The following is a 19,285-nucleotide window of genomic DNA, read 5'->3' as shown; positions in this document are numbered from 1 at the left end:
AATGTCCGGGTGGACGCACTCGAACGCCTGCGCCGCCTTTGCTTGGAGCTGCCCGAGGTCACCGAACGGCTGAGCCACGGCGAGCCCACGTGGTTCGTGCGCGGCAAGAAGACCTTCGTGACCTCGGCGAACCAGCACCACGACGACCGCGTGGCGTTCTGGTGCGCTGCCGGCCCCGACGTGCAGGCCACGCTGGTCGCCCAGGCACCCGAGCGGTACTTCCGGCCGCCCTACGTCGGTCACCGCGGCTGGCTCGGCGTGTACCTGGACGTCGAGGTGGACTGGGACGTCATCGGGGACCTCGTCGAGGACGCCTATCGGGTGATTGCCCCGAAGACCCTGATCGCGCAACTCGACGCCTCGAGTTGCCGACCCGACTGACCTGCCGCAGTCTTCCGCGCATGGCGACCTGTGACGTCTGTGGCAACGAGTACTGGATGGCCTTCGAGGTGCGCACCGTCGGCGGCGGCGTGCACACGTTCGACAGCTTCGAGTGCGCGATCCAACGGCTCGCGCCCCGCTGCGAACACTGCGACTGCCGCGTGATCGGGCACGGCGTGGAGGTGGAGGGCCGCTTCTTCTGCTGCGCCCACTGCGCGCGTTCGGCGTCCACCGACCTGGGCGCGATGATCCGCGACACCGTGGGTGCCCATCCGGGTTAACGCAGCACTTGGTCCAGACTCAGCGGCACGGGCGGCGGCAGTTCGTCCGTGCCCGCTCGGAACGACTCCAACAGGTAGGCGCACAACCGTTTCGACGCGGCCGTCGCCATCTCCACCGGCACACCGCTGAGACCGCCGTTGGCCATGAGCACCAGCGTCAGGTCGTGCGGCGAGAAGTCGGCACGCAGCTGTCCGGTGTCCTTCGCCCGTTGCGCCAACGCGGTGAAGCCGTGCCACGTGCGCTCCCGCACCTCGGAGTGCAGGTCGGGGAACCCCGCGACGAACGCGGCGGTGAACCCGCGGTCGCTCGCCTGCAGCAGGCACACCTTCTCGATCACCGTGCAGAACCCGCGCCACGGGTCCGGATCGGTCAGCGCTTCGTCGATGACGGCCTGGCACAAGGCGAACTGCTCGGTGAACGCCTCCCGCACCAGCGATTCCTTCGTGGGGAAGCGCCGGTACAACGTCGCGATGCCGACGCCGGCACGCCGTGCGATCGCGGCCATCGGCACGTCCAGCCCGCGCTCGGCGAACAGCTCACGCGCGACGGTCAGCACTCGCGCACGGTTCTCCCGCGCATCGGCCCGCATCTGAGACGGTTCAGCGCTCACTTCTTCTCACTTCGGGCCAAACGGACGGGGGTCTCCACTTACCAGGCTACGTTGGCGGACATGAACTTCAAGGGAGCGTTCGTCCGCCGCATGAACAGGATGATGGTCGGGCTGCGCGACGCACCGCTCGTGGGGAAGTACGTGCGCAAAGGCATCACGGTCGTGTCCTACACCGGACGGCGTTCGGGCCGTACGTTCTCCACGCCCGTTGGCTACCAACGCAAAGGCGACGTCATCGACATCCAGGTGATGATGCCGGACGACAAGACGTGGTGGCGCAACTTCAACGGCGAAGGTGGCGCGCTCACCCTCGACCTCGAAAACGGCAAAACGACCGGACACGCGACATCGCACCGTGACGACAAGGGGCGCGTCACGGTGCGAGTGCAGCTCTAGGGGGCGCGTCCCAGGACGTCGGCGAGGTAGCGTCGGCACGTGCCGGAGCAGGGAGAGGTCATCGCCGAGCGGTACCGGCTGATGTCGCCGATCGGACACGGGTCCATGGGGGACGTCTGGCAGGCACGCGACGAGCGCCTCGGCCGGGTGATCGCGGTCAAGCTGCTCAACGCGGACCGGCGGTCCCCGGACGCGGTCGCACAGATGCTGCGCGAGGGCCGGGTCGCCGCCCGGTTGCGCCACCCGTTCGCGATCAGCGTGTACGACGTCGTCGAGCACGGCGGGAAACCCTGTCTGGTGCTGGAGTACCTGCCCTCCCGCAGTCTTGCCGCACTGATCGCCGAACAGGGCGCGCTGCGGCCGGACGTGGTCGCGGCCGTGGGCCGGCAGATCGCCGCCGCGCTGGCGGCGGCGCACGCCGAGGGCATCGTGCACCGGGACGTCTCGACGTTCAACGTCCTGCTGGCCCAGGACGGCATCGCGAAGATCACCGACTTCGGCATCGCCCGTGCGGTCGGCGAGGGCACGGTGACCGATGCCCGCGTGATCGTCGGGACGCCGGCATTCCTGGCACCGGAGGTGGCGGCGGGTGAGGCGGCGACGTTCGCCTCGGACGTGTTCTCCCTCGGCGCGACCCTCTACGCGGCGCTGGAGGGCACGCCGCCGTTCGGGTCGGACGAGAACCCCTACGCGCTGCTGCAACGTGTCGTCCGCGCGGAGGTGACGCCGCCGCGGTCGAGTGGTCCGCTCGTCGAGGTGCTGCTGCGCCTCCTGCGTCGTGACGTGGCCGAACGCCCGACGATGGCCGAGGCCCACAAGATGCTCGCCGCGGTCGCCGAAGGACTGCCGCTGCCCGAGGTGGCCCCGAAGACCGGGACGCGGCTGCTGCGCGTGCGCCGGTACCGGCCGCGCCGGGTGATCGCGCTGGTCGCCGGTGCCGCCGTGCTGGTCGCCGGCGGCATTGCGATCGGCACCTTCGTGCAGGGCGAACGGCTCGGCAGTGCCCAGGCCACCTCCACCACGACCTCCGCTACGACCACTGCGCCCGCGACCGTCTGCGAAGCCCGTTACGGGGTGACCAACTCGTGGCCGGGCGGCTACCAGGTGGAGGTGACCGTGCGCAACACCGGCCCGCGCGGCCTCACCGGCTGGACCGTCACGTGGCAGGCACCCGCTGGCCACACCATCGGCAACCTGTGGAACGGCACCCTGACCCAGAACGCGAGCGCGGTGACCGTCACCAACGCCGGCCACAACGCCGTGCTCCCCACCGGGGGAACCACGACGTTCGGGTTCGTGGCCGCCGGTCCCGAACCTGCAAGCCCGTCCGTGACCTGCTCCGAGGCCAACTGAAAGCCTTACGCGGCAAGCCGGCGGCGTTGCAGCATCGCCGCCACCAGGTAGGCGCCGCCGCCGAGCACGGCCAGCACGCCGAAGAAGCCGGCGCCGGGTACGAACAGCGTCGCCGCCGCGACCAACATGAGCCAGGTGCCCAGGTTGTAGTGCAGGGAGTTGCCGCGAACAGCTCCCTCGGCGATGTAGATCAGGCCGACCACGATGGTCGAACCGGCGGGCCAGAGCACGGTCTGCAGCTCCGGTTTGTCGAACACCGTGCTCAGGGCCGTGATCATCAACGCCAGCGCGGCGAAACCGGTGACCCAGGCCGTGCCGACCAGCTTCTCGGCGCGTCGGCGAGCCTCCGAGGCGGCCTGCTGAGCCCGCAGCGACGCGGCCATGGCGAAGACGGTGCCGGCGACGAGGCCGGTGGCGAGCAACGCGATCGGCAACCACGAGGGCATCAGCACGGCGCCTGACCTGGAGAGCAGCGCGGAGCCGTGGCCGAACACGTAGCCGAACGCGAAACCCAGGTAGGCGGCGCGGTTGTCGACCTCGGTGGACGTGACGGTGGCGCGGATCGCGGTGGCGTTCATGGCGGGGACCTCCGGGAAGTCAGACGAGTGACGTGATCAGGCGCGGTGCGATGGTCATGAGCTGAGGTGAGCGGTGGATCGACGCGCGCTGGTCGGCGAGGCCGTGCAGGCCCAGCCACAGCGTCAGGGCGCGATCGGGGTCGTGCACGACTCGGGTGAACAACCGCAGTGCCGTTTCGGAGAGATCGGCCGCACCGAACATCACGCGGTAGCGGCGCGGGTGAGCGACGGCGAAGTCGAGGTAGGCGAGGCCTGCCGCGTAGGCGTCAGGTGTGCCGAGAACGGTGGCTTCGAGTTCGTGGAAGGCCTCGTGGCACACGGCCAGCAGGATCGCCGAGCTGTCGGGGAAGAGCTGGTAGATCGACGAGGTGGGCACGTCCGCCTCGCGGGACACGGCCCGCAGCGTCACGGCGCACTCCCGGTCGACCAGGGCGGTCGCCGCCGCCACGACGGCCTGACGGCTCATGACTCCGGCACGATGACGACCTTGCCCAGCACGGTCCGCGACTCGGCCAGCGCCAGCGCGGAGGCGGCTTCCGACAACGGGATCCGCGCGGCGATCTGCGGCGTGAGCACGCCGGCGCCGACCAGGCGGAGCACCTGCGTGAGGTCCTCGGCCAGCCTGGCGCGGAACGCGGCCGGGCGGAACCGCTTGCCTGCCCAGAAGTTGTAGAACCCGGCGCGCTTGCCGTTGGGCAGGAGGTTCCACAACATCAGGCGCCCGAACAGCTTCAGCACCGGCAGCATCGCGTTGCCCGGCTCGTCCTTCGTCGCGGCCGAACCGTAGTTGACCAGCGCGCCGCCCTTGCGCAGCAACTTCCACGACTCCATCAGGCCCGCGCCACCGACGTGGTCGAACACCGCGTCGACACCGTCGGGCGCGATCTCGCGGATCCGGTCGTACATGTTCGGGTCGCGGTAGTCGACAGGAATCGCGCCGAGCGCGCGCACCGCGTCGTGGTGGCGCTCTGAAGCCGTGCCGATCACCTTCATGCCCGCGTGCTTCGCCAACTGCACGAGCGTTGAGCCGACACCGCCGTTGGCGCCCAACACCACGATCGTGTTGCCGCGCTTGACCTTCGCGGTGCGGTACATCATCTGCCACGCCGTGACGCCGTTGACCACCACGGTCTCGGCGGCGGCCGCGTCCACGCCGTCCGGCACCGGCACCAGGTCGGCCGCCTCGACGATCAGGTGGCTGGCCCACGCGCCGACCTTGGTGACCGCGGCGAACCGGTGACCCCGCAGGTCGCGGTCCACGCCGGCACCGGTGGCGACCACCGTGCCGACCACGTCGTAGCCGGGCACGAACGGGAACGGCGGCTGGTCGAAGTACTTGCCCAGGCGCATCTGCTGCTCGGCGAACGACACCCCGGTGGCGTCCATCCGCAGGACGACCTGACCCTGACCCGGCGCGGGCAGGTCGCGGACCTGAACCTGCAGGCCGGCGGGCTCGACGACACCCGGCAGCACGATCTGGGTGGCGCGGATGGCAGTGGCGGTGGTGTTCATCTCTGGCTCCTAGAGTCGCTGTACTTACAGCCATAAGCTAACGGCTGTAAGTGAAAGGACGCAAGGCCTAACACCCATAAACTTTCAGGTGTATGGTTACGGCCGTGACGAACACGGAGCCACGCAGGCGCAACCGCAGGGGTGAGGGCGGGAAACTGCGCGAGGAGATCATCGCCGCGGCGGTCGCACTGCTGGACGAAGGCGGTGACGAACGTGCGGTCACGCTGCGCTCGGTCGCTCGCAAGGCGGGCATCGCCGCCCCGTCGATCTACGCGCACTTCGCGGACCAGCCGTCGATCATGCTCGCGGTCGTCCAGCGGGAGATGGACGCGCTCGCGGTCGCGTTGCGCGAGGCCGACGAGAACGCGGGCCCGGACGCGCGCCGGCGGCTCTTCGCGGTGTGCACCACGTACCTGGACTTCGCCAGGGTGCACCCGCAGCGCTACCGGATCATGTTCGGCGGGCTGTGGACCCCGTCCGTGGACGACACCTCGATCACCGACGCCGACCTGGACTCACTGGGCGCCGAGGCGTTGACGCTGCTCGCTGATGTGCTTGGCGCGTGTGTGGATCAGGGGATCGCACACGGCAGTGACGATCTGTACGGCGACGCGGTCGCGTTGTGGCTGGGACTGCACGGTCTTGCACACCAACGTGCTGTGGTGCGCAAGATGCCAGGACCGGCCGACGTCGGGGAGCGCCTGATCACGGCGCTCGCCCACCTCAAGTAGATCAGGGAGCCTCGAACAGCGTCGAGACGGACTCGCCGACGTTGATCCGCCGCATCGCCTCCGCCATCGCCGGCGCGATCGACAGCACCTTCAGCTTCGGCACGAACTTCTCCGCGGGAATCGGCACGGTGTTCGTGGCGACGATCTCCAGCACGTCGTCGAAGGCCTGCAACCGGTCGAGCGCCCCGGCCGAGAACAGCCCGTGCGTGCAGGCCACCCGAATCGACCCGGCCCCGCGCTCGCGCAGCTTGTCCAGCAGTTCGATCACCGTCGAGCCCTTGGCGATCTCGTCGTCGAGCACGATCACGTCCCGCCCGGCCACCTCGCCGATCACCGTCGAGATCTGCACCTCGTCGTCGGCGAACCGCTGCTTGGCCCCGGCCGCGACGGGCACGCCGAGAATCCGCGCGAAGTGCGCGGCCTCCTTGGCGTTGCCCAGATCCGGCGACACCACCACGGTGTTGGACAGGTCGTACTGGGAGAAGTGCGCGGCCAGCTCCCGCAGGGCGTGCAGGTGGTCGACGGGCACCGAGAAGAACCCGTGCACCTGCGGCGAGTGCAACGTCATCGCGAGCACCCGCGACGCCCCGGCCGCCACCATCAGGTCGGCGACGAGCCGTCCGCCGATGGAGATCCGTGGCGCGTCCTTCTTGTCCGAGCGCGCATAGGCGTAGTGCGGCAGCACAACGGTCGTGCGTGCCGCCGACGCGCCACGGGCAGCGTCCAGCATCAGCAGGAGTTCGACGAGGTGTTCCTGCACCGGTGGCACCAGTGGCTGGATCAGGAACACGTCCCGCTCACGGCAGTTCGCCTGCAACTGCACCTCGAGGCAGTCGTTGGCGAACCGCGTCAGGCGGCTGGGCGACAGGTCGACGCCCAGATGACGGGAGATCTCGGCGGCAAGGGCGGGGTGGGCAGATCCACTGAAGACAGCGATGTCACGCACACCCCAAACCTAGTCGACGACCAGCACCAACTTGCCGTCGCGGAAGAACGGCGTGAGGTTCCCGCGCGTGTCGACCGTGTGTGTGCCGCGCGGTAAAACGACCTCTATGGCCGTGAACGCGAGGATGTCCGACACGCCGTGACGGCCGCGCAACGACCGTTGGCCTTGGAATCGCAGAGCGCGCCCCTCGCGGCGGTATTGATGGGCCTCGGCAGCAACAGAGGCGCCGACTCGCAGCGCCTCCGGACCTACCAGACGCCCCGACGACGCACCGCGCACGGCCACCCCGAAGCCCTGTTCGACCAGCGAGTTCACCACTGCGTCGGACGGGGGCACCGGAACCAGGAAGGACATCGCGTAGTGCGACTCGACCTCGTGCACCACGACCGTTCGGGCCGTGGTCAGCACCGTGTCGTGCAGCTCCAGCGCGATCTTCTCCGCTTCCCAGCGGTTTTCGTAGCCGGCGTCGATGCCGACGAAGGTGCTGGTCACCTGACCTCCACGAAGATCGGGTTGGTGTAGCACCACAGGTCCTCCCACGGGTTCGCGGCTCCCGGAGTGTCCGCCTGCGGTTCGAACGCGCCGCGGTTGCCGTCGGTTCCGCGCAATCGGAGGTAAAAAGGCTCTCTGACGTTGCGGAACGTGTGCGTGAAGACCGCATAGTGCCAGCGCGGCTCGTAGGATCGCTCGACCTTCACATGTGGCGTGGACAACGTTTCGGATGACGTTGGACCGGTTAGCGCACCCTTGATGAGGTCCAAACGGCGCAACCTGGGGATGAACCCCGCACTGTTCGGGCGGGTGGCCAGACGTGCCTTGACCAGCACGGACACGTCGGATCCGCGCCGCACGCACAGCCGTCCGCCCAACGTCGCCGACCCGCCGGTGCCGTGTATCGAAAACTGCAGGTCGTCCACCAGTCCGCCGTGCGAAACCCAGGCCCGGCCGGCCCGCAGGCCCTCCATGACGGCTCCGCGCGTCCGGCGGGTCGCGCCCACGACCGTTCGGGAGAACTCACCGGGGAAGAAGTCGACATAGGGCGGCGACACCTGCGGCGGGCCGCTGTCGAGCGGGTCGAGGTGTTTGCCGGTGAGGTCGAACTGGTCGCCCGGCTCCGGCACGCGGACGATCGTGTCGCGCGAGTTGAAGTGCGAGTCGGAGTTCGAGGTGATCCACCAGCCGCGTCCCTCGGTGAGCAGCGAGTCCCAGACTCCGCCGACCTGCGCGGTCATCCAGTCGAAGCCGCCGTAGGTCCGGTAGGCCTCTGGCGGGTAGGGCGCGTAGGAGTTCGAACCGGGGCTGTTCGCGTAACCGCCGCGGTGGCCGCCGGGACCCCGCAACGGGTCGCCGTCGCCCTGCGCACCGGGCGCGCCCTCCATGCCGACAACGATGTCGGGAGCCAGGTCGCGCATGTTCCGCAGCTCGTGGGGCGCCACCCGGCCGTTGCGCATCGGGTGGTTCACGAACACCAGCGCGGACTTCATCGTGCCGTTGCGGATCTTGGTTTGCAGGAACCGGATCGCGTCCAGCGCCTTGCGCTCGTTGGCCGGGTTGGACGCTTCGGCGCCGTTCAGTCGCCAGTCGAACTGCCGCTCGAAGTCGCGCAGCACCCCGGCCTCGTCCTGGCAGTCCTCGAAGAACAGGGTCGCGTGCTCGGCGCCGGGGACGTTCCACTCCATGCCGTGCCACAGCAGGAGCTGCGGGAACTTCCGTTGCGCCCGCTTGATGTCCGCCGCGGTCGCCTCGACGGAATGAGCCTCGTGCGCAGCATGGCCGTGGTCGGTGATCACGAGCCAGTCGGTGCCGTGCCGCAACGCGCCGCGGATCTGCTGCTCGATCGTGTACATGCCGTCGTACGAGTACTGCGTGTGCGTGTGGTGGTCGCCGGAAAGCCAGTGGTAGCGGGACGACGCCGACGCACTCCCGGTGCCCAGGACACCCGCCACACCCAGCCCACTCGCTCCCTGCAGAAAGCGCCTGCGGGCTACTTCGGACACGGCTGATCCTCCACGCGACTCGTCGGGGTCCGTGGAGGCTAGACAGATCGGGTGAGCCGCAGGTGGACGCTGAATGAACTAGATCGGAAGGAGGTCCACCCAGTCCAGGAACGGCAAAGCGCCTGTTCCCTGCAGTGCCGCGAGACCCAGCCAGATCGACAGGATCGTCACGATCGGTCCGACGATCGCCATCTCGACCACGCCGCCGGTCTTCATCCGCATGATCTTCGGCGGCGCCACCGGGAACCACGTCTTGCCCATGATCGGGATCGGCCACAGCATCGGGCAGCCCTGTTCGGTGATCGCGTCACCGATGTAGTGCGCGAAACACCCGACACCGACCGCGATGCCGCACGCCGCCGCGGAGGCGTTCGTCTGCGAGGTCCACGCGATCATCGCCCACGTGATCCCCGCGGACACCACGGTGATCATCAGCGCGTCCTGCTTGGGGTTCCAGTCGTTCATGATCCCGCGCACCGCGAGGCCCGCGAACACGAACATCAGCACAGGCAGCGCCCACTTCTGGCTGTTCTGCACGACCGCGGTGGTGAAGATTGCCGCGAACAACGCGAAGACGAGCGTGTGTGTGAGACCGCGATGTCCGCCGTCTCTCTTGGAGTCCTTCTTCAGACGTGTTGTCCGGTAAACGAAGCTGCTGACCGCGTTGATGCCCGCGGACAGGCCGCCGCTCAACGCGCCGAACGTGCGCGAGATGGTCGAACCGGGGTGGTCGAGGTCGGGCAACAACGCCGCGCCAGTCGCCAGAACGGCGCCGACGGCCCAGCTCTGCGGCGAAAGCTGGCCGATCGGGTGACTCGACGCGATGGCGGTGACGGCGCTCCAGGCGAGCAACCCGCTCATCGCATGTGTTGGCCCAGTTGACACTTACTCCCCTTTGGTGATCACTCGACCGTGCCGACAGTAGTCGTTGCTTGAACGCGCTCAGGGCCTGACTCGTTGATCGCGGCGGGGAGGACTACCGTTCGGACCAACGGCGCACTGCTCTGCTCAGCGCCGGTTGAATCGATGTAACCAGGGTCGCAGGCACAGGGCGGCGGTTTACCAGTACGCTTGTCTTGCTTGCATCGTCGCGAGAGGAGCGCCCGGAGTTATGGGCAAGATCAAGGTTCAGGGCACCGTCGTCGAGCTCGACGGCGACGAGATGACCCGGATCATCTGGCAGTTCATCAAGGACAAGCTGATCCACCCGTACCTGGACGTCACCCTGGAGTACTACGACCTGGGCATCGAGCACCGGGACGCCACGAACGACCAGGTCACGATCGACGCCGCCAACGCCATCAAGAAGCACGGCGTCGGCGTGAAGTGCGCCACGATCACGCCGGACGAGGCACGGGTCGAGGAGTTCGGCCTCAAGAAGATGTGGGTCTCGCCGAACGGCACGATCCGCAACATCCTCGGCGGTGTCGTCTTCCGCGAGCCGATCATCATCTCGAACGTCCCGCGGCTGGTCCCGGGCTGGACGAAGCCGATCATCATCGGCCGTCACGCGCACGGTGACCAGTACAAGGCCACCAACTTCAAGGTGCCCGGCGCCGGCAAGCTCACGATCACGTTCCAGCCGGAGGACGGCTCGGACCCGATCGAGCACGTCGTCACCGAGTTCCCGGCGGAGGGCGGTGTGGCGATGGGCATGTACAACTACAACAAGTCCATCGAGGACTTCGCCCGCGCCTCGTTCTCCTACGGCCTGCAGCGGGGCTACCCCGTCTACATGTCGACGAAGAACACGATCCTGAAGGCCTACGACGGCGCCTTCAAGGACATCTTCCAGCGCGTGTTCGACGAGGAGTTCAAGGCGGAGTTCGACGCCAAGGGCCTCACCTACGAGCACCGCCTGATCGACGACATGGTCGCCGCTGCCATGAAGTGGGAGGGCGGCTACGTCTGGGCGTGCAAGAACTACGACGGTGACGTCCAGTCCGACACGGTCGCGCAGGGCTTCGGCTCGCTCGGCCTCATGACGTCGGTCCTGATGACGCCGGACGGCAAGACGGTCGAGGCCGAGGCCGCGCACGGCACCGTGACGCGTCACTTCCGCCAGCACCAGGCCGGCAAGCCGACCTCCACGAACCCCATCGCGTCGATCTACGCGTGGACCCGTGGCCTCATGCACCGCGGCAAGCTGGACAACACCCCCGAGGTGATCCGCTTCGCCGAGGCGCTCGAGGAGGTCGTGATCGAGACCGTCGAGGCCGGTCAGATGACCAAGGACCTGGCCCTGCTGATCAGCAAGGACCAGGCGTGGCTGACCACCGAGGACTTCCTCGCCGCGCTCGACGAGAACCTCAAGAAGAAGATGGCGTCGTTCTGAGCTTCGTGCTGACGTTCGCCTGATTCACGTAGTCGAAAAGGCCACCCCGGTCACGCCGGGGTGGCCTTTCTCGTGGGTGCGTCACCCGGTTGGTTCCTCTTGCGGGTGGTTGCCGCGCCGAGCCCTCCACACGGCACCTCCAGCCGCTATATCTGCAGGTCCGGGCAGTTGTGGTAGGCGGAGGCAGCGCGATGTTGGGTGTACCGGTCAGGGGATTGATCGTGATTGGCGTGCTCGGGGTGGCCGGGGTGATGTACCTGACCAACGGCGGCAAGCCGATGAGCGGCGACATCGGCGGGACGGGGATCTGCAAGATCACCGTGACCGCGGACATCCTCAACGTCCGTTCTGGGCCGGGCGACATGCAGCCGATCGTGTCGACCATGCCGCGCGACGCGGTGGCCGACGCTCAGGCACGCGTGGAGAACGGCTACCGGATGCTGAGCGACCGGCGCTGGGTGAGCCAGCAGTTCGTCGCGCTGACCAGCGACTCGACCTGCAAGTAGCGAAGTTCGAGGCTCTTCGTGCCGGCCGGTGCGCGCCTTTGCGCTGGCCAACGACGCCGGTCGCGTGTGACAAACTTGTGGGCATGCTGCGGAACATGTTTCGGTGGGGTAGAGCCAAAGGCGTTACGCAGTGCTCCTGCGAGCCCGAGTGGCGGGGCCTCTACACCGAGATCGACGGCCAGCGTCAACTGGCGCTGCCCCGCGACGAGATGGCCACCATCGTCGGGTACCTGGACCTGACCGCCCACTGCGCAGGCTGCGGTGCCGAGTACCCGAAGCCCTGGGGCCTGGCCTCCAAGTAGGCTCCTCCGTCGTGCTCACGGTCTCCACGGTCAACGTCAACGGTCTTCGCGCTGCCGCGAAGAAGGGCTACCTCGAGTGGCTCCAGGCTTCGTCCGCAGATGTCGTGTGTCTGCAGGAAGTCCGCGCGGAACCCTCTGAACTGTCCGCGGAGGTCCACTCGCCCTTGGGTTGGCACGGCGTCTACGCCCCATCCTCGCTGAAGGGCCGCGCGGGCGTTGCTGTGCTCTCGCGCGTCGAGCCCTCATCGGTCCGTGTGGGCTTCGGAGCGTCCGAGTTCGAGTCGAGCGGCCGCTATGTGGAGATCGAACTGCCCGGCGTCGTGGTGGCCTCGCTGTACCTGCCGTCCGGCGACGTCGGCACCGAGAAGCAGGACGAGAAGGACCGCTTCATGGCGTCCTTCCTGCCTTACTTGGTGTCGCTGCGAGAGAAGGCGGCCGTGTCGGGCCGTGAGGTGCTCGTGTGTGGTGACTGGAACATCGCGCACCAGCAGGCCGACCTGAAGAACTGGAAGACGAACCAGAAGGAGTCCGGCTTCCTGCCTTATGAGCGGGAGTGGATGACCTCGGTGTTCTCTTCTGGGTACAACGACGTGGTGCGCGCGCTGCACCCTGATGTCGTCGGGCCGTACTCGTGGTGGTCTTACCGAGGGAAGGCCTTCGACAACGACTCCGGGTGGCGGATCGACTATCAGGTGGCGACGGACGGGCTGGCGGCTCGGGCTCGGTCCGCGGTGGTGGAGCGGGCGGCGACGTACGCGGAGCGCTGGTCGGACCACGCCCCGGTCACCGTCGAGTACTCGGACTGACCAAGCGCCGGAAGTCAGGCACAATCGTGGCCGGGAGGTGGCAAGGGTGCACGAGGTCGTAGCCGCAAGGCGGGCTGAGATCGAGGACCTGTGCCGCACACTGGGCGTTCGGCGGCTCGACGTGTTTGGCTCTGCGGTCAGCGAGTCGTTCGACGTCGAGTCCAGCGATGTGGATGTCCTCGTGGACTTCGACGTCACGGACAGCTTTGACCACTTCGGCACCTACTTCGCGCTGAAGGAAGGGTTGGAGCGGATCCTCGCCCGGCCTGTCGACCTGGTCGTCAGCGCGAGCATTCGCAACCCGTACTTCCGTCAGCAGGTCATGGACACCAAGGAAACCTTGTATGCGGCGTGATCCCCGCACCTACCTGTGGGATGCCTTGCGCGCCACCGAACTGCTGGCCGAGTTCAGCAGCGGCAAGTCCTTTGCGGACTACCTGGCCGACGCGATGTTGAGGTCGGCGGTCGAGCGTCAGTTCGAGATCATCGGCGAGGCGCTCAACAACCTCTCGAAGGTCGATCAGAAGCTCGCCGCCTCGATCCCCGATCTGCCCCGCATCGTGGCGTTCCGCAACATCCTCATCCACGGCTACGCGAGCGTGGACGACGCTCTGGTGTGGCAGGTGCTCGCGGAGAAGCGCCCTCAGTTGGAGGAGCACATTCGCCAACTGCTCGCCGGGCTCGGCTGAGCAAGTTCGTTGCCGGGCCGTCGCACAGCGATGAACTTGAACGTCTTCTCGTCCTCAGCCGTGACCTGCTCGTCGGATTGGTCGTCTGCTGCGTTTCAGCGTCGCGCTCGGCAGGCCGTCGTCTACTCCGACTGATCCAGCCCACCCGGCCTTTATCGCTCCCGTCCCCCACCTGACCGCTCGATTTAACCCACCAGCTCCCCGAACATGAACACGATTCACCATCGATGAATCGGGGCGGTCATGACGGGTTTCAATCGGCGTTCGTTCCTCCTGGCGATGGGTGTGGGCGCGGCAGGCGTGCCACTCCTCGACGCGCAAGCGATTGCGTCGACCACGGGCACCACGCTCGACACCACGGCCGCGCCGATCGGTACCGGCGGCTACCGCAGGCTCGCGGCGGGGCCGGGGTGGCCGACCGTGATCCGCACCGACCTCGTCCAGGCCAAGGCGGGCCGGGAAGCGCGGCGGACAGCTCTCGCCAGCTTCGTGCAGTTCAGCGACATGCACATCTGCGACGCGCAGAGCCCGCTGCGGTTCGAGTACCTGTACCCGGTCATGGGGTCGGGCGCGCACCGGCCGCAGGAAGCGCTCACCACGCAGGGTTCGACGTCGCTCGTCAGGCGGGTCAACGCCGTCCGGAACGGACCGCTGACGGGCAGGCCGTTCGACTTCCTCATGACGACCGGCGACAACACCGACAACCACGAGAACATCGAGCTCGACTGGTTCCTCACGGTCCTCAACGGCGGCCGGATCGTGCCGAACACCGGCGACGTGAGGTACGAGGGTGTGCAGAACGCCGGCATCAGCACGTTCTGGCAGCCGGACCTCAGCGGGTCGGACGACTACAAGGCGAAGGGCTTCCCGCAGCTGCAAGGGCTGCTCGACGCGGCCATCAGGGAGTTCACCAGCCCCGGCCTGAACATCCCCTGGTACTCCACGATCGGCAACCACGACGACAGCGTGGTCGGCTCGCTGCCGGACGGGCTGCTCGACAGCTGGTACACCGGGCGGAAGAAGATCGTCGGATTTGGCGATCCCGTGCAGAACGCCAAGGTCGCGCAGGCGTTCAACGACCCCACGGCCATCCCGGAAGCGATGGCCATCCTCGCTAGTGGCGGCGTCGTCCGGACCGTTACGCCGGACAGCAGGCGACGGTTGTTCGACACCGGTGAGTTCGTGCGCAAGCATTTGCCGTCGGGTGGGCACGGCTACACGGACGCCAACGCGGATGGCGTGGACGTCTTCTACACGTTCCGGATGGCGCCCGGCGTCACGGGCATCAGCATGGACACCACGAACCTCGCCGGGTTCGCGACAGGTTCGATCGGGTTGCATCAGCTCAACTGGATCGAGAAGACGCTCAAGCGCAACAGCTCGCTCTACTACGACTGGCTCGGCAGGCCCACACGGCAGAACGTCACTGACGAGCTGTTCGTGCTGTTCAGCCACCACACGAGCACGACGATGGGCAACGTACTACCGGACCGGCGCCGGCCGCTGGATCCGCGGATGAACGGTGACGCGCTCGTCAACCTGTTGCAGCGGTTTCCGAACGTGCTGGCGTGGGTCAACGGGCACACGCACCGCAACATCATCACGCCGCACCGGCACGACACGCCGTCCAGGAGCTTCTGGGAGATCAACACCGCCGCGCACGTCGACTACCCGCAGCACGCCCGTGTCATCGAGGTCGCGGACAACGGGGACGGCACGTTGTCGCTGTTCACGACGCTTCTAGAGGCGGACGCGCCGTATCAGGTCGACTACGACGACAGGTCAGACACGGCGTTGGCGAGCCTGTGCCGGGAGATCACCTACAACGACATCCACTCGCGCACGAACCCGCTGGGCACGCCCCTGGACCGGAACACGGAGTTGCTGGTCACCGTGCGGTGAAGTGGGATGTCCCACAGCCGATCGCAACTGATCAGGAATTTCAGCGGCCTAAGGTCGTTGACGTGGCAGTGGACATCTCGCTAATCCCACCGCAGCCCCGCCCGAGCGCGGCGGCCATGCGGCGTGCGTTGCGTCGGGCCGCTGACGGCGCTGTGCTCGACGCGACCGAGGCAGCCGTGTTGTTGCACGCGCGCGGGGAGGACCTCGACGCGCTGTTGACGTCGGCGGGCAAGGTGCGGGACGCGCACCTGCTCGCGGAGGGACGGCCCGGGGTCGTCACGTACAGCCGGTCGGTGTTCATCCCGCTGACCAGACTGTGTCGCGACCGCTGTCACTACTGCACGTTCGCGACCGTGCCGCACAAGGTGCCCGCCGCGTTCCTCGAACGCGACGAGGTGCTGGCGATCGCACGGGCGGGCGCGGCGCAGGGGTGCAAGGAGGCGCTGTTCACCCTCGGCGACCGGCCGGAGGACCGCTGGCCCGCCGCGAAGGAGTGGCTGGAGGCGCGCGGATACGAGTCCACTTTGGACTACGTGCGGGCCAGTGCCATTGCGGTGCTTGAGGAGACCGGTCTGCTGCCGCACCTCAATCCCGGCGTGCTGAGCTGGGAGGAGCTGACCCGGCTGCGGCCCGTCGCGTCCAGCATGGGCATGATGCTGGAGACCACGGCCGAGCGCCTGTGGAGCGAGAAGGGCGGCCCGCACTACGGCAGCCCGGACAAGGATCCCGCTGTCCGCCTGCGGGTGCTGACCGACGCCGGGCGCGTGAACGTCCCGTTCACCACCGGAATCCTGATCGGGATCGGCGAGACCATCGCCGAGCGCGCCGAGTCGTTGCTCGCGATGCGCCAGGTCGCCAAGCAGTACGGGCACATCCAGGAAGTGATCATCCAGAACTTCCGCGCCAAGCCGGACACGGCGATGCGCGGCATGCCCGACGCCGACCTCACCGAGCTCGCGGCCACGATTGCCGTTGCGCGCCTGGTGATGCCGTCGACCGTGAGCGTGCAGGCGCCGCCGAACCTGGTCGGCGAGGAGTTCGACCTCATGCTGCGCGCCGGCGTCGACGACTGGGGTGGCGTCTCGCCGATCACGCCCGACCACGTGAACCCCGAGAAGCCGTGGCCTCAGGTCGACGAGCTCGTCGACATCACCCGTGAAGCCGGTTTCTCCTTGCAGGAACGGTTGAACGTCTACCCGCGCTTCGTCCGCGCGGCGGCGGGGCAGTGGATCGACACCCGGCTCACCGCGCACGTTTCCGCGCTGGCGCTGGAGAACGGCCTCGCGAACCCGGACGCCGAGGTCGTCGGTCGTGAGTGGCAGGAGCCGGACGGCGGGCTCGACACGTTCGGGCGCGCGGACCTCAACACCGCGATCGACACCGAAGGCCGCACGAGCGACCGGCGCGGAGACTTCGACGAGGTCTACGGCGACTGGGACGAGCTGAAGATTCCCGTTGCGCCACAACGGCTTTCCGAAGACGTCCAACGTGGACTGAAGATCGCCGCGAACGACCCGGCCGCGCTGCTCGGCGACACCGACGCCGCGATGGCGCTGCTCACCGCCGACGGCGAGGCGCTCGAAGAGATGACCAGGCTCGCCGACGACCTGCGCCGCGAGGTCGTGGGCGACGACGTCACGTACGTCGTCAACCGGAACATCAACTTCTCGAACGTCTGCTACGTCGGTTGCCGCTTCTGCGCCTTCGCCCAGCGCGAGCGCGACGCGGACGCGTTCCGGCTCTCGGCGGAGGAGGTCGCCGACCGCGCGCAGGAGGCGTGGGACTCGGGTGCCACCGAGGTCTGCATGCAGGGCGGCATCGACCCCAAGCTGCCGGTGACCTACTACGCGGACGTCGTGCGCGCGATCAAGAAGCGGCTGCCCGAGATGCACGTGCACGCGTTCAGCCCGATGGAGATCGTCTCCGCCGCCGCGAAGGCGGGCGTGAGCGTGCGCGAGTGGCTCAGCGAGCTCAAGGAAGCCGGCCTCGACACGATCCCCGGTACGGCGGCCGAGATCCTCGACGACGACGTGCGGTGGGTGCTGACCAAGGGCAAGCTGCCGACCGCGACCTGGCTGGACGTCGTCGGAACGGCCCACGAGCTGGGCATTCGCTCCTCCAGCACGATGATGTACGGCCACGTGGACCACCCCGGCCACTGGCTCAGCCACTTCCGCGTGCTGGCGAACCTGCAGGACCGCACCGGCGGGCTCACCGAGTTCGTCGCGCTGCCGTTCGTGCACCGCAACGCCCCGATCTACCTGGCCGGAGTCGCCCGCCCGGGCCCCACTCGCCGCGACAACCGCGCCGTGCACGCGTTCGCGCGGTTGGCGTTGCACGGTCGGATCGACAACATCCAGTGCTCGTGGGTCAAGCTCGGCGACGAGGGCACCGCGGAGATCCTCAACGGTGGTGCGAACGACATCGGCGGGACGCTGATGGAGGAGACCATCAGCCGCATGGCCGGGTCCGAACACGGGTCCGCGCGTACTGTGCGTGAGCTTGAAACCCTGGCTTCGCTCGCAGGGCGTAACGCCCGTCAGCGGACTACGACATATGGGCGAGTGCGAACCGATCACCAGTGACCGATAGTCTGATTCGGCGCATCGACGCTACCGGCCATCGGTAGCTTGGCGGCCAATCAGTCAGCAAGGTTCACCCTTCCGGGGTGAGTCTGTGCCTTGGGGAGGCTCGGCAAGTGCACGGCATGAGTCTGGTACTGAGCGCTGCGGTTGAGAGCAGCATGACCGGTACCGCTGCGGGTCCGGTGGGCCTGGTCGCGGTCACGGCGGGCGTCGGCGGTCTGGTGTACGGCCTGGTCAAGCGGCGCAAGCCGGCCACGGTCACGGCGGCGAACCAGCGCATCGACCTGGCACCGCAGGACACCGCGCAGAACTGATTCACCTGGTCTGAGAAGATTTCGTCGTGTCCACGGAGAACGCGCCAGCACAGCCCGTCAAGCGCCCCCGCGTCCTGTCCGGCATCCAGCCGACGGCCGGGTCGTTCCACCTCGGCAACTACCTGGGTGCGGTGCGGCAGTGGGTGGCGCTGCAGGAAGACCACGACGCGTTCTACTGCGTCGTCGACCTGCACGCGATCACCGTGGAGCAGAACCCGAAGGAACTGCGCCAGAACACCCGAGTGTCGGCTGCCCAGCTGCTCGCGCTGGGCATCGACCCGAACCGCGCGACGCTGTTCGTCCAGTCGCACGTTCCGGAGCACGCCCAGCTCGGCTGGGTCATGCAGTGCATGACCGGCTTCGGCGAGGCGTCGCGGATGACGCAGTTCAAGGACAAGTCCGCGCGCCAGGAGCAGTCCGTCGGCGTGGGCCTGTTCACCTACCCGATCCTGCAGGCCGCGGACATCCTGCTGTACCAGGCGCACTACGTGCCGGTCGGCGAGGACCAGCGCCAGCACCTGGAGCTGACCCGCGACCTCGCGACCCGCTTCAACTCGCGCTACGGCAAGACCTTCCGCCTGCCAGAGGCGTACATCGTCAAGGACACCGCCAAGATCTTCGACCTGCAGGACCCGACGGCGAAGATGAGCAAGTCGGTGCCCGGCGGCGTCGTCGAGCTGCTGGAAGACCCGAAGCGCTCGGCCAAGAAGATCCGCTCGGCCGTCACCGACACGGGCCGCGAGATCATCTTCGACGTCGAGAACAAGCCGGGCGTCTCGAACCTGCTGACCATCTACTCGGCCCTGACGGGCCGTTCGGTGGAGTCGCTGGTCCTCGACTACGACGGCAAGGGCTACGGCGACCTGAAGAAGGACCTCGGCGAGGTCTTCACCGAGTGGGTCACGCCGATCCAGGAACGCGTCCGGACGTACCTCGACGACGTGGCCTCGCTGGACAAGATCCTGGCCCGCGGCGCCGAGCGCGCACGTGACGTCGCGTCCGGCACGTTGCGCCGCACGTACGAGAAGATCGGTTTTGTCCTGCCTGAGTAGTGCACTTG

Annotated in this window: 23 protein-coding genes; 15 read left to right on the top strand and 8 right to left on the bottom strand. The window is 67.8% G+C overall.

Going from position 1 to position 19,285, the window contains the following annotated elements:
• Positions 1-9 precede the first annotated feature (9 nt).
• Complete coding sequence (locus G7043_RS06225) at positions 10-381, top strand: MmcQ/YjbR family DNA-binding protein (protein WP_166044555.1); 372 nt, start codon at positions 10-12, stop codon at positions 379-381.
• 20 nt (positions 382-401) lie between these two features.
• Positions 402-662, top strand: a complete 261-nt coding sequence (locus tag G7043_RS06220) for a Prokaryotic metallothionein (RefSeq protein WP_086669330.1) — start codon at positions 402-404, stop codon at positions 660-662.
• On the opposite strand, the gene G7043_RS06215 is transcribed toward G7043_RS06220, so the two are convergent.
• Entirely contained in the window at positions 659-1,273 is a 615-nt protein-coding gene (locus tag G7043_RS06215; RefSeq protein WP_313887719.1) for a TetR/AcrR family transcriptional regulator, read from the bottom strand. The two genes, G7043_RS06220 and G7043_RS06215, sit on opposite strands and share 4 nt — an antisense overlap.
• A 60-nt stretch (positions 1,274-1,333) precedes the next feature.
• On the opposite strand from G7043_RS06215, the gene G7043_RS06210 reads away from it, so the two are divergent.
• Positions 1,334-1,669, top strand: a complete 336-nt coding sequence (locus tag G7043_RS06210; protein WP_166044554.1) for a hypothetical protein — start codon at positions 1,334-1,336, stop codon at positions 1,667-1,669.
• A 39-nt stretch (positions 1,670-1,708) separates the two neighbouring features.
• A complete protein-coding gene (locus G7043_RS06205; RefSeq protein ID WP_166044553.1) occupies positions 1,709-3,022 on the top strand; it encodes a protein kinase domain-containing protein in 1,314 nt (437 codons plus the stop codon).
• A gap of 5 nt (positions 3,023-3,027) precedes the next feature.
• Here the strand turns inward: G7043_RS06205 and G7043_RS06200 are convergent, their stop codons facing one another.
• Genes G7043_RS06200 through G7043_RS06190 form a run of 3 tightly spaced genes read right to left on the bottom strand, consistent with a single transcriptional unit; the run spans position 3,028 to position 5,112 of the window.
• Positions 3,028-3,600, bottom strand: a complete 573-nt coding sequence (locus G7043_RS06200) for an ABC transporter permease (protein ID WP_166044552.1) — start codon at positions 3,598-3,600, stop codon at positions 3,028-3,030.
• 19 nt (positions 3,601-3,619) lie between these two features.
• Entirely contained in the window at positions 3,620-4,066 is a 447-nt protein-coding gene (locus G7043_RS06195; RefSeq protein WP_166044551.1) for a TetR/AcrR family transcriptional regulator, read from the bottom strand.
• Positions 4,063-5,112 carry a medium chain dehydrogenase/reductase family protein gene (locus tag G7043_RS06190; protein ID WP_166044550.1) on the bottom strand — a complete coding sequence of 350 codons (1,050 nt, stop codon included), beginning with the start codon at positions 5,110-5,112 and terminating at the stop codon, positions 4,063-4,065. The genes G7043_RS06195 and G7043_RS06190 overlap by 4 nt, the downstream gene beginning before the upstream one ends.
• A 104-nt stretch (positions 5,113-5,216) precedes the next feature.
• On the opposite strand from G7043_RS06190, the gene G7043_RS06185 reads away from it, so the two are divergent.
• Complete coding sequence (locus G7043_RS06185) at positions 5,217-5,843, top strand: TetR/AcrR family transcriptional regulator (protein ID WP_207310573.1); 627 nt, start codon at positions 5,217-5,219, stop codon at positions 5,841-5,843.
• A gap of 1 nt (position 5,844) precedes the next feature.
• Here the strand turns inward: G7043_RS06185 and G7043_RS06180 are convergent, their stop codons facing one another.
• The 4 genes from G7043_RS06180 to G7043_RS06165 all read right to left on the bottom strand — a co-directional run bounded on the left by G7043_RS06180 (position 5,845) and on the right by G7043_RS06165 (position 9,671).
• Entirely contained in the window at positions 5,845-6,789 is a 945-nt protein-coding gene (locus tag G7043_RS06180) for a ribose-phosphate diphosphokinase (protein ID WP_166044548.1), read from the bottom strand.
• Between the two features lie 9 nt (positions 6,790-6,798).
• On the bottom strand, positions 6,799-7,281 hold the full coding sequence (locus G7043_RS06175; RefSeq protein WP_207310572.1) for a hypothetical protein: 483 nt from the start codon (positions 7,279-7,281) through the stop codon (positions 6,799-6,801).
• Entirely contained in the window at positions 7,278-8,786 is a 1,509-nt protein-coding gene (locus G7043_RS06170; protein ID WP_166044546.1) for a PHP domain-containing protein, read from the bottom strand. Before G7043_RS06170 ends, G7043_RS06175 begins: the two co-directional genes overlap by 4 nt.
• 78 nt (positions 8,787-8,864) lie before the next feature.
• Entirely contained in the window at positions 8,865-9,671 is an 807-nt protein-coding gene (locus G7043_RS06165; protein ID WP_166044545.1) for a metal-dependent hydrolase, read from the bottom strand.
• A 226-nt stretch (positions 9,672-9,897) separates the two neighbouring features.
• Between G7043_RS06165 and G7043_RS06160 the strand changes: the two genes are divergently transcribed.
• The 10 genes from G7043_RS06160 (at position 9,898) to trpS (ending at position 19,277) form a co-directional block, all read left to right on the top strand.
• The gene (locus G7043_RS06160; RefSeq protein WP_166044544.1) at positions 9,898-11,121 is read left to right on the top strand and encodes an NADP-dependent isocitrate dehydrogenase; all 1,224 of its coding nucleotides are present in this window, start codon (positions 9,898-9,900) and stop codon (positions 11,119-11,121) included.
• Positions 11,122-11,342: 221 nt separating this feature from the next.
• Complete coding sequence (locus G7043_RS06155) at positions 11,343-11,627, top strand: SH3 domain-containing protein (RefSeq protein WP_166044543.1); 285 nt, start codon at positions 11,343-11,345, stop codon at positions 11,625-11,627.
• A 95-nt stretch (positions 11,628-11,722) separates the two neighbouring features.
• Complete coding sequence (locus G7043_RS06150) at positions 11,723-11,929, top strand: hypothetical protein (protein ID WP_166044542.1); 207 nt, start codon at positions 11,723-11,725, stop codon at positions 11,927-11,929.
• An 11-nt stretch (positions 11,930-11,940) separates the two neighbouring features.
• On the top strand, positions 11,941-12,735 hold the full coding sequence (locus tag G7043_RS06145) for an exodeoxyribonuclease III (protein WP_166044541.1): 795 nt from the start codon (positions 11,941-11,943) through the stop codon (positions 12,733-12,735).
• 46 nt (positions 12,736-12,781) lie between these two features.
• Positions 12,782-13,090, top strand: a complete 309-nt coding sequence (locus G7043_RS06140) for a nucleotidyltransferase family protein (RefSeq protein WP_166044540.1) — start codon at positions 12,782-12,784, stop codon at positions 13,088-13,090.
• A complete protein-coding gene (locus tag G7043_RS06135; RefSeq protein ID WP_166044539.1) occupies positions 13,080-13,424 on the top strand; it encodes a HepT-like ribonuclease domain-containing protein in 345 nt (114 codons plus the stop codon). The genes G7043_RS06140 and G7043_RS06135 overlap by 11 nt, the downstream gene beginning before the upstream one ends.
• Positions 13,425-13,667: 243 nt before the next feature.
• Positions 13,668-15,326, top strand: a complete 1,659-nt coding sequence (locus G7043_RS06130; RefSeq protein WP_166044538.1) for a TIGR03767 family metallophosphoesterase — start codon at positions 13,668-13,670, stop codon at positions 15,324-15,326.
• Between the two features lie 62 nt (positions 15,327-15,388).
• Positions 15,389-17,911, top strand: coding sequence for a bifunctional FO biosynthesis protein CofGH (locus tag G7043_RS06125; RefSeq protein ID WP_166044537.1), 2,523 nt, complete (start codon positions 15,389-15,391; stop codon positions 17,909-17,911).
• 158 nt (positions 17,912-18,069) lie between these two features.
• Positions 18,070-18,225, top strand: coding sequence for a hypothetical protein (locus G7043_RS06120; RefSeq protein WP_207310570.1), 156 nt, complete (start codon positions 18,070-18,072; stop codon positions 18,223-18,225).
• Positions 18,226-18,251: 26 nt separating this feature from the next.
• The gene (gene trpS / locus G7043_RS06115; protein ID WP_166044535.1) at positions 18,252-19,277 is read left to right on the top strand and encodes a tryptophan--tRNA ligase; all 1,026 of its coding nucleotides are present in this window, start codon (positions 18,252-18,254) and stop codon (positions 19,275-19,277) included.
• Positions 19,278-19,285 lie beyond the last annotated feature (8 nt).

It is taken from the genome of Lentzea alba, assembly GCF_011067745.1.
Lineage (GTDB): Bacteria > Actinomycetota > Actinomycetes > Mycobacteriales > Pseudonocardiaceae > Lentzea > Lentzea alba.
The sequence above is the reverse complement of the archived record's forward strand: the minus strand, read 5'-3'. Positions and strand labels throughout refer to the sequence as shown.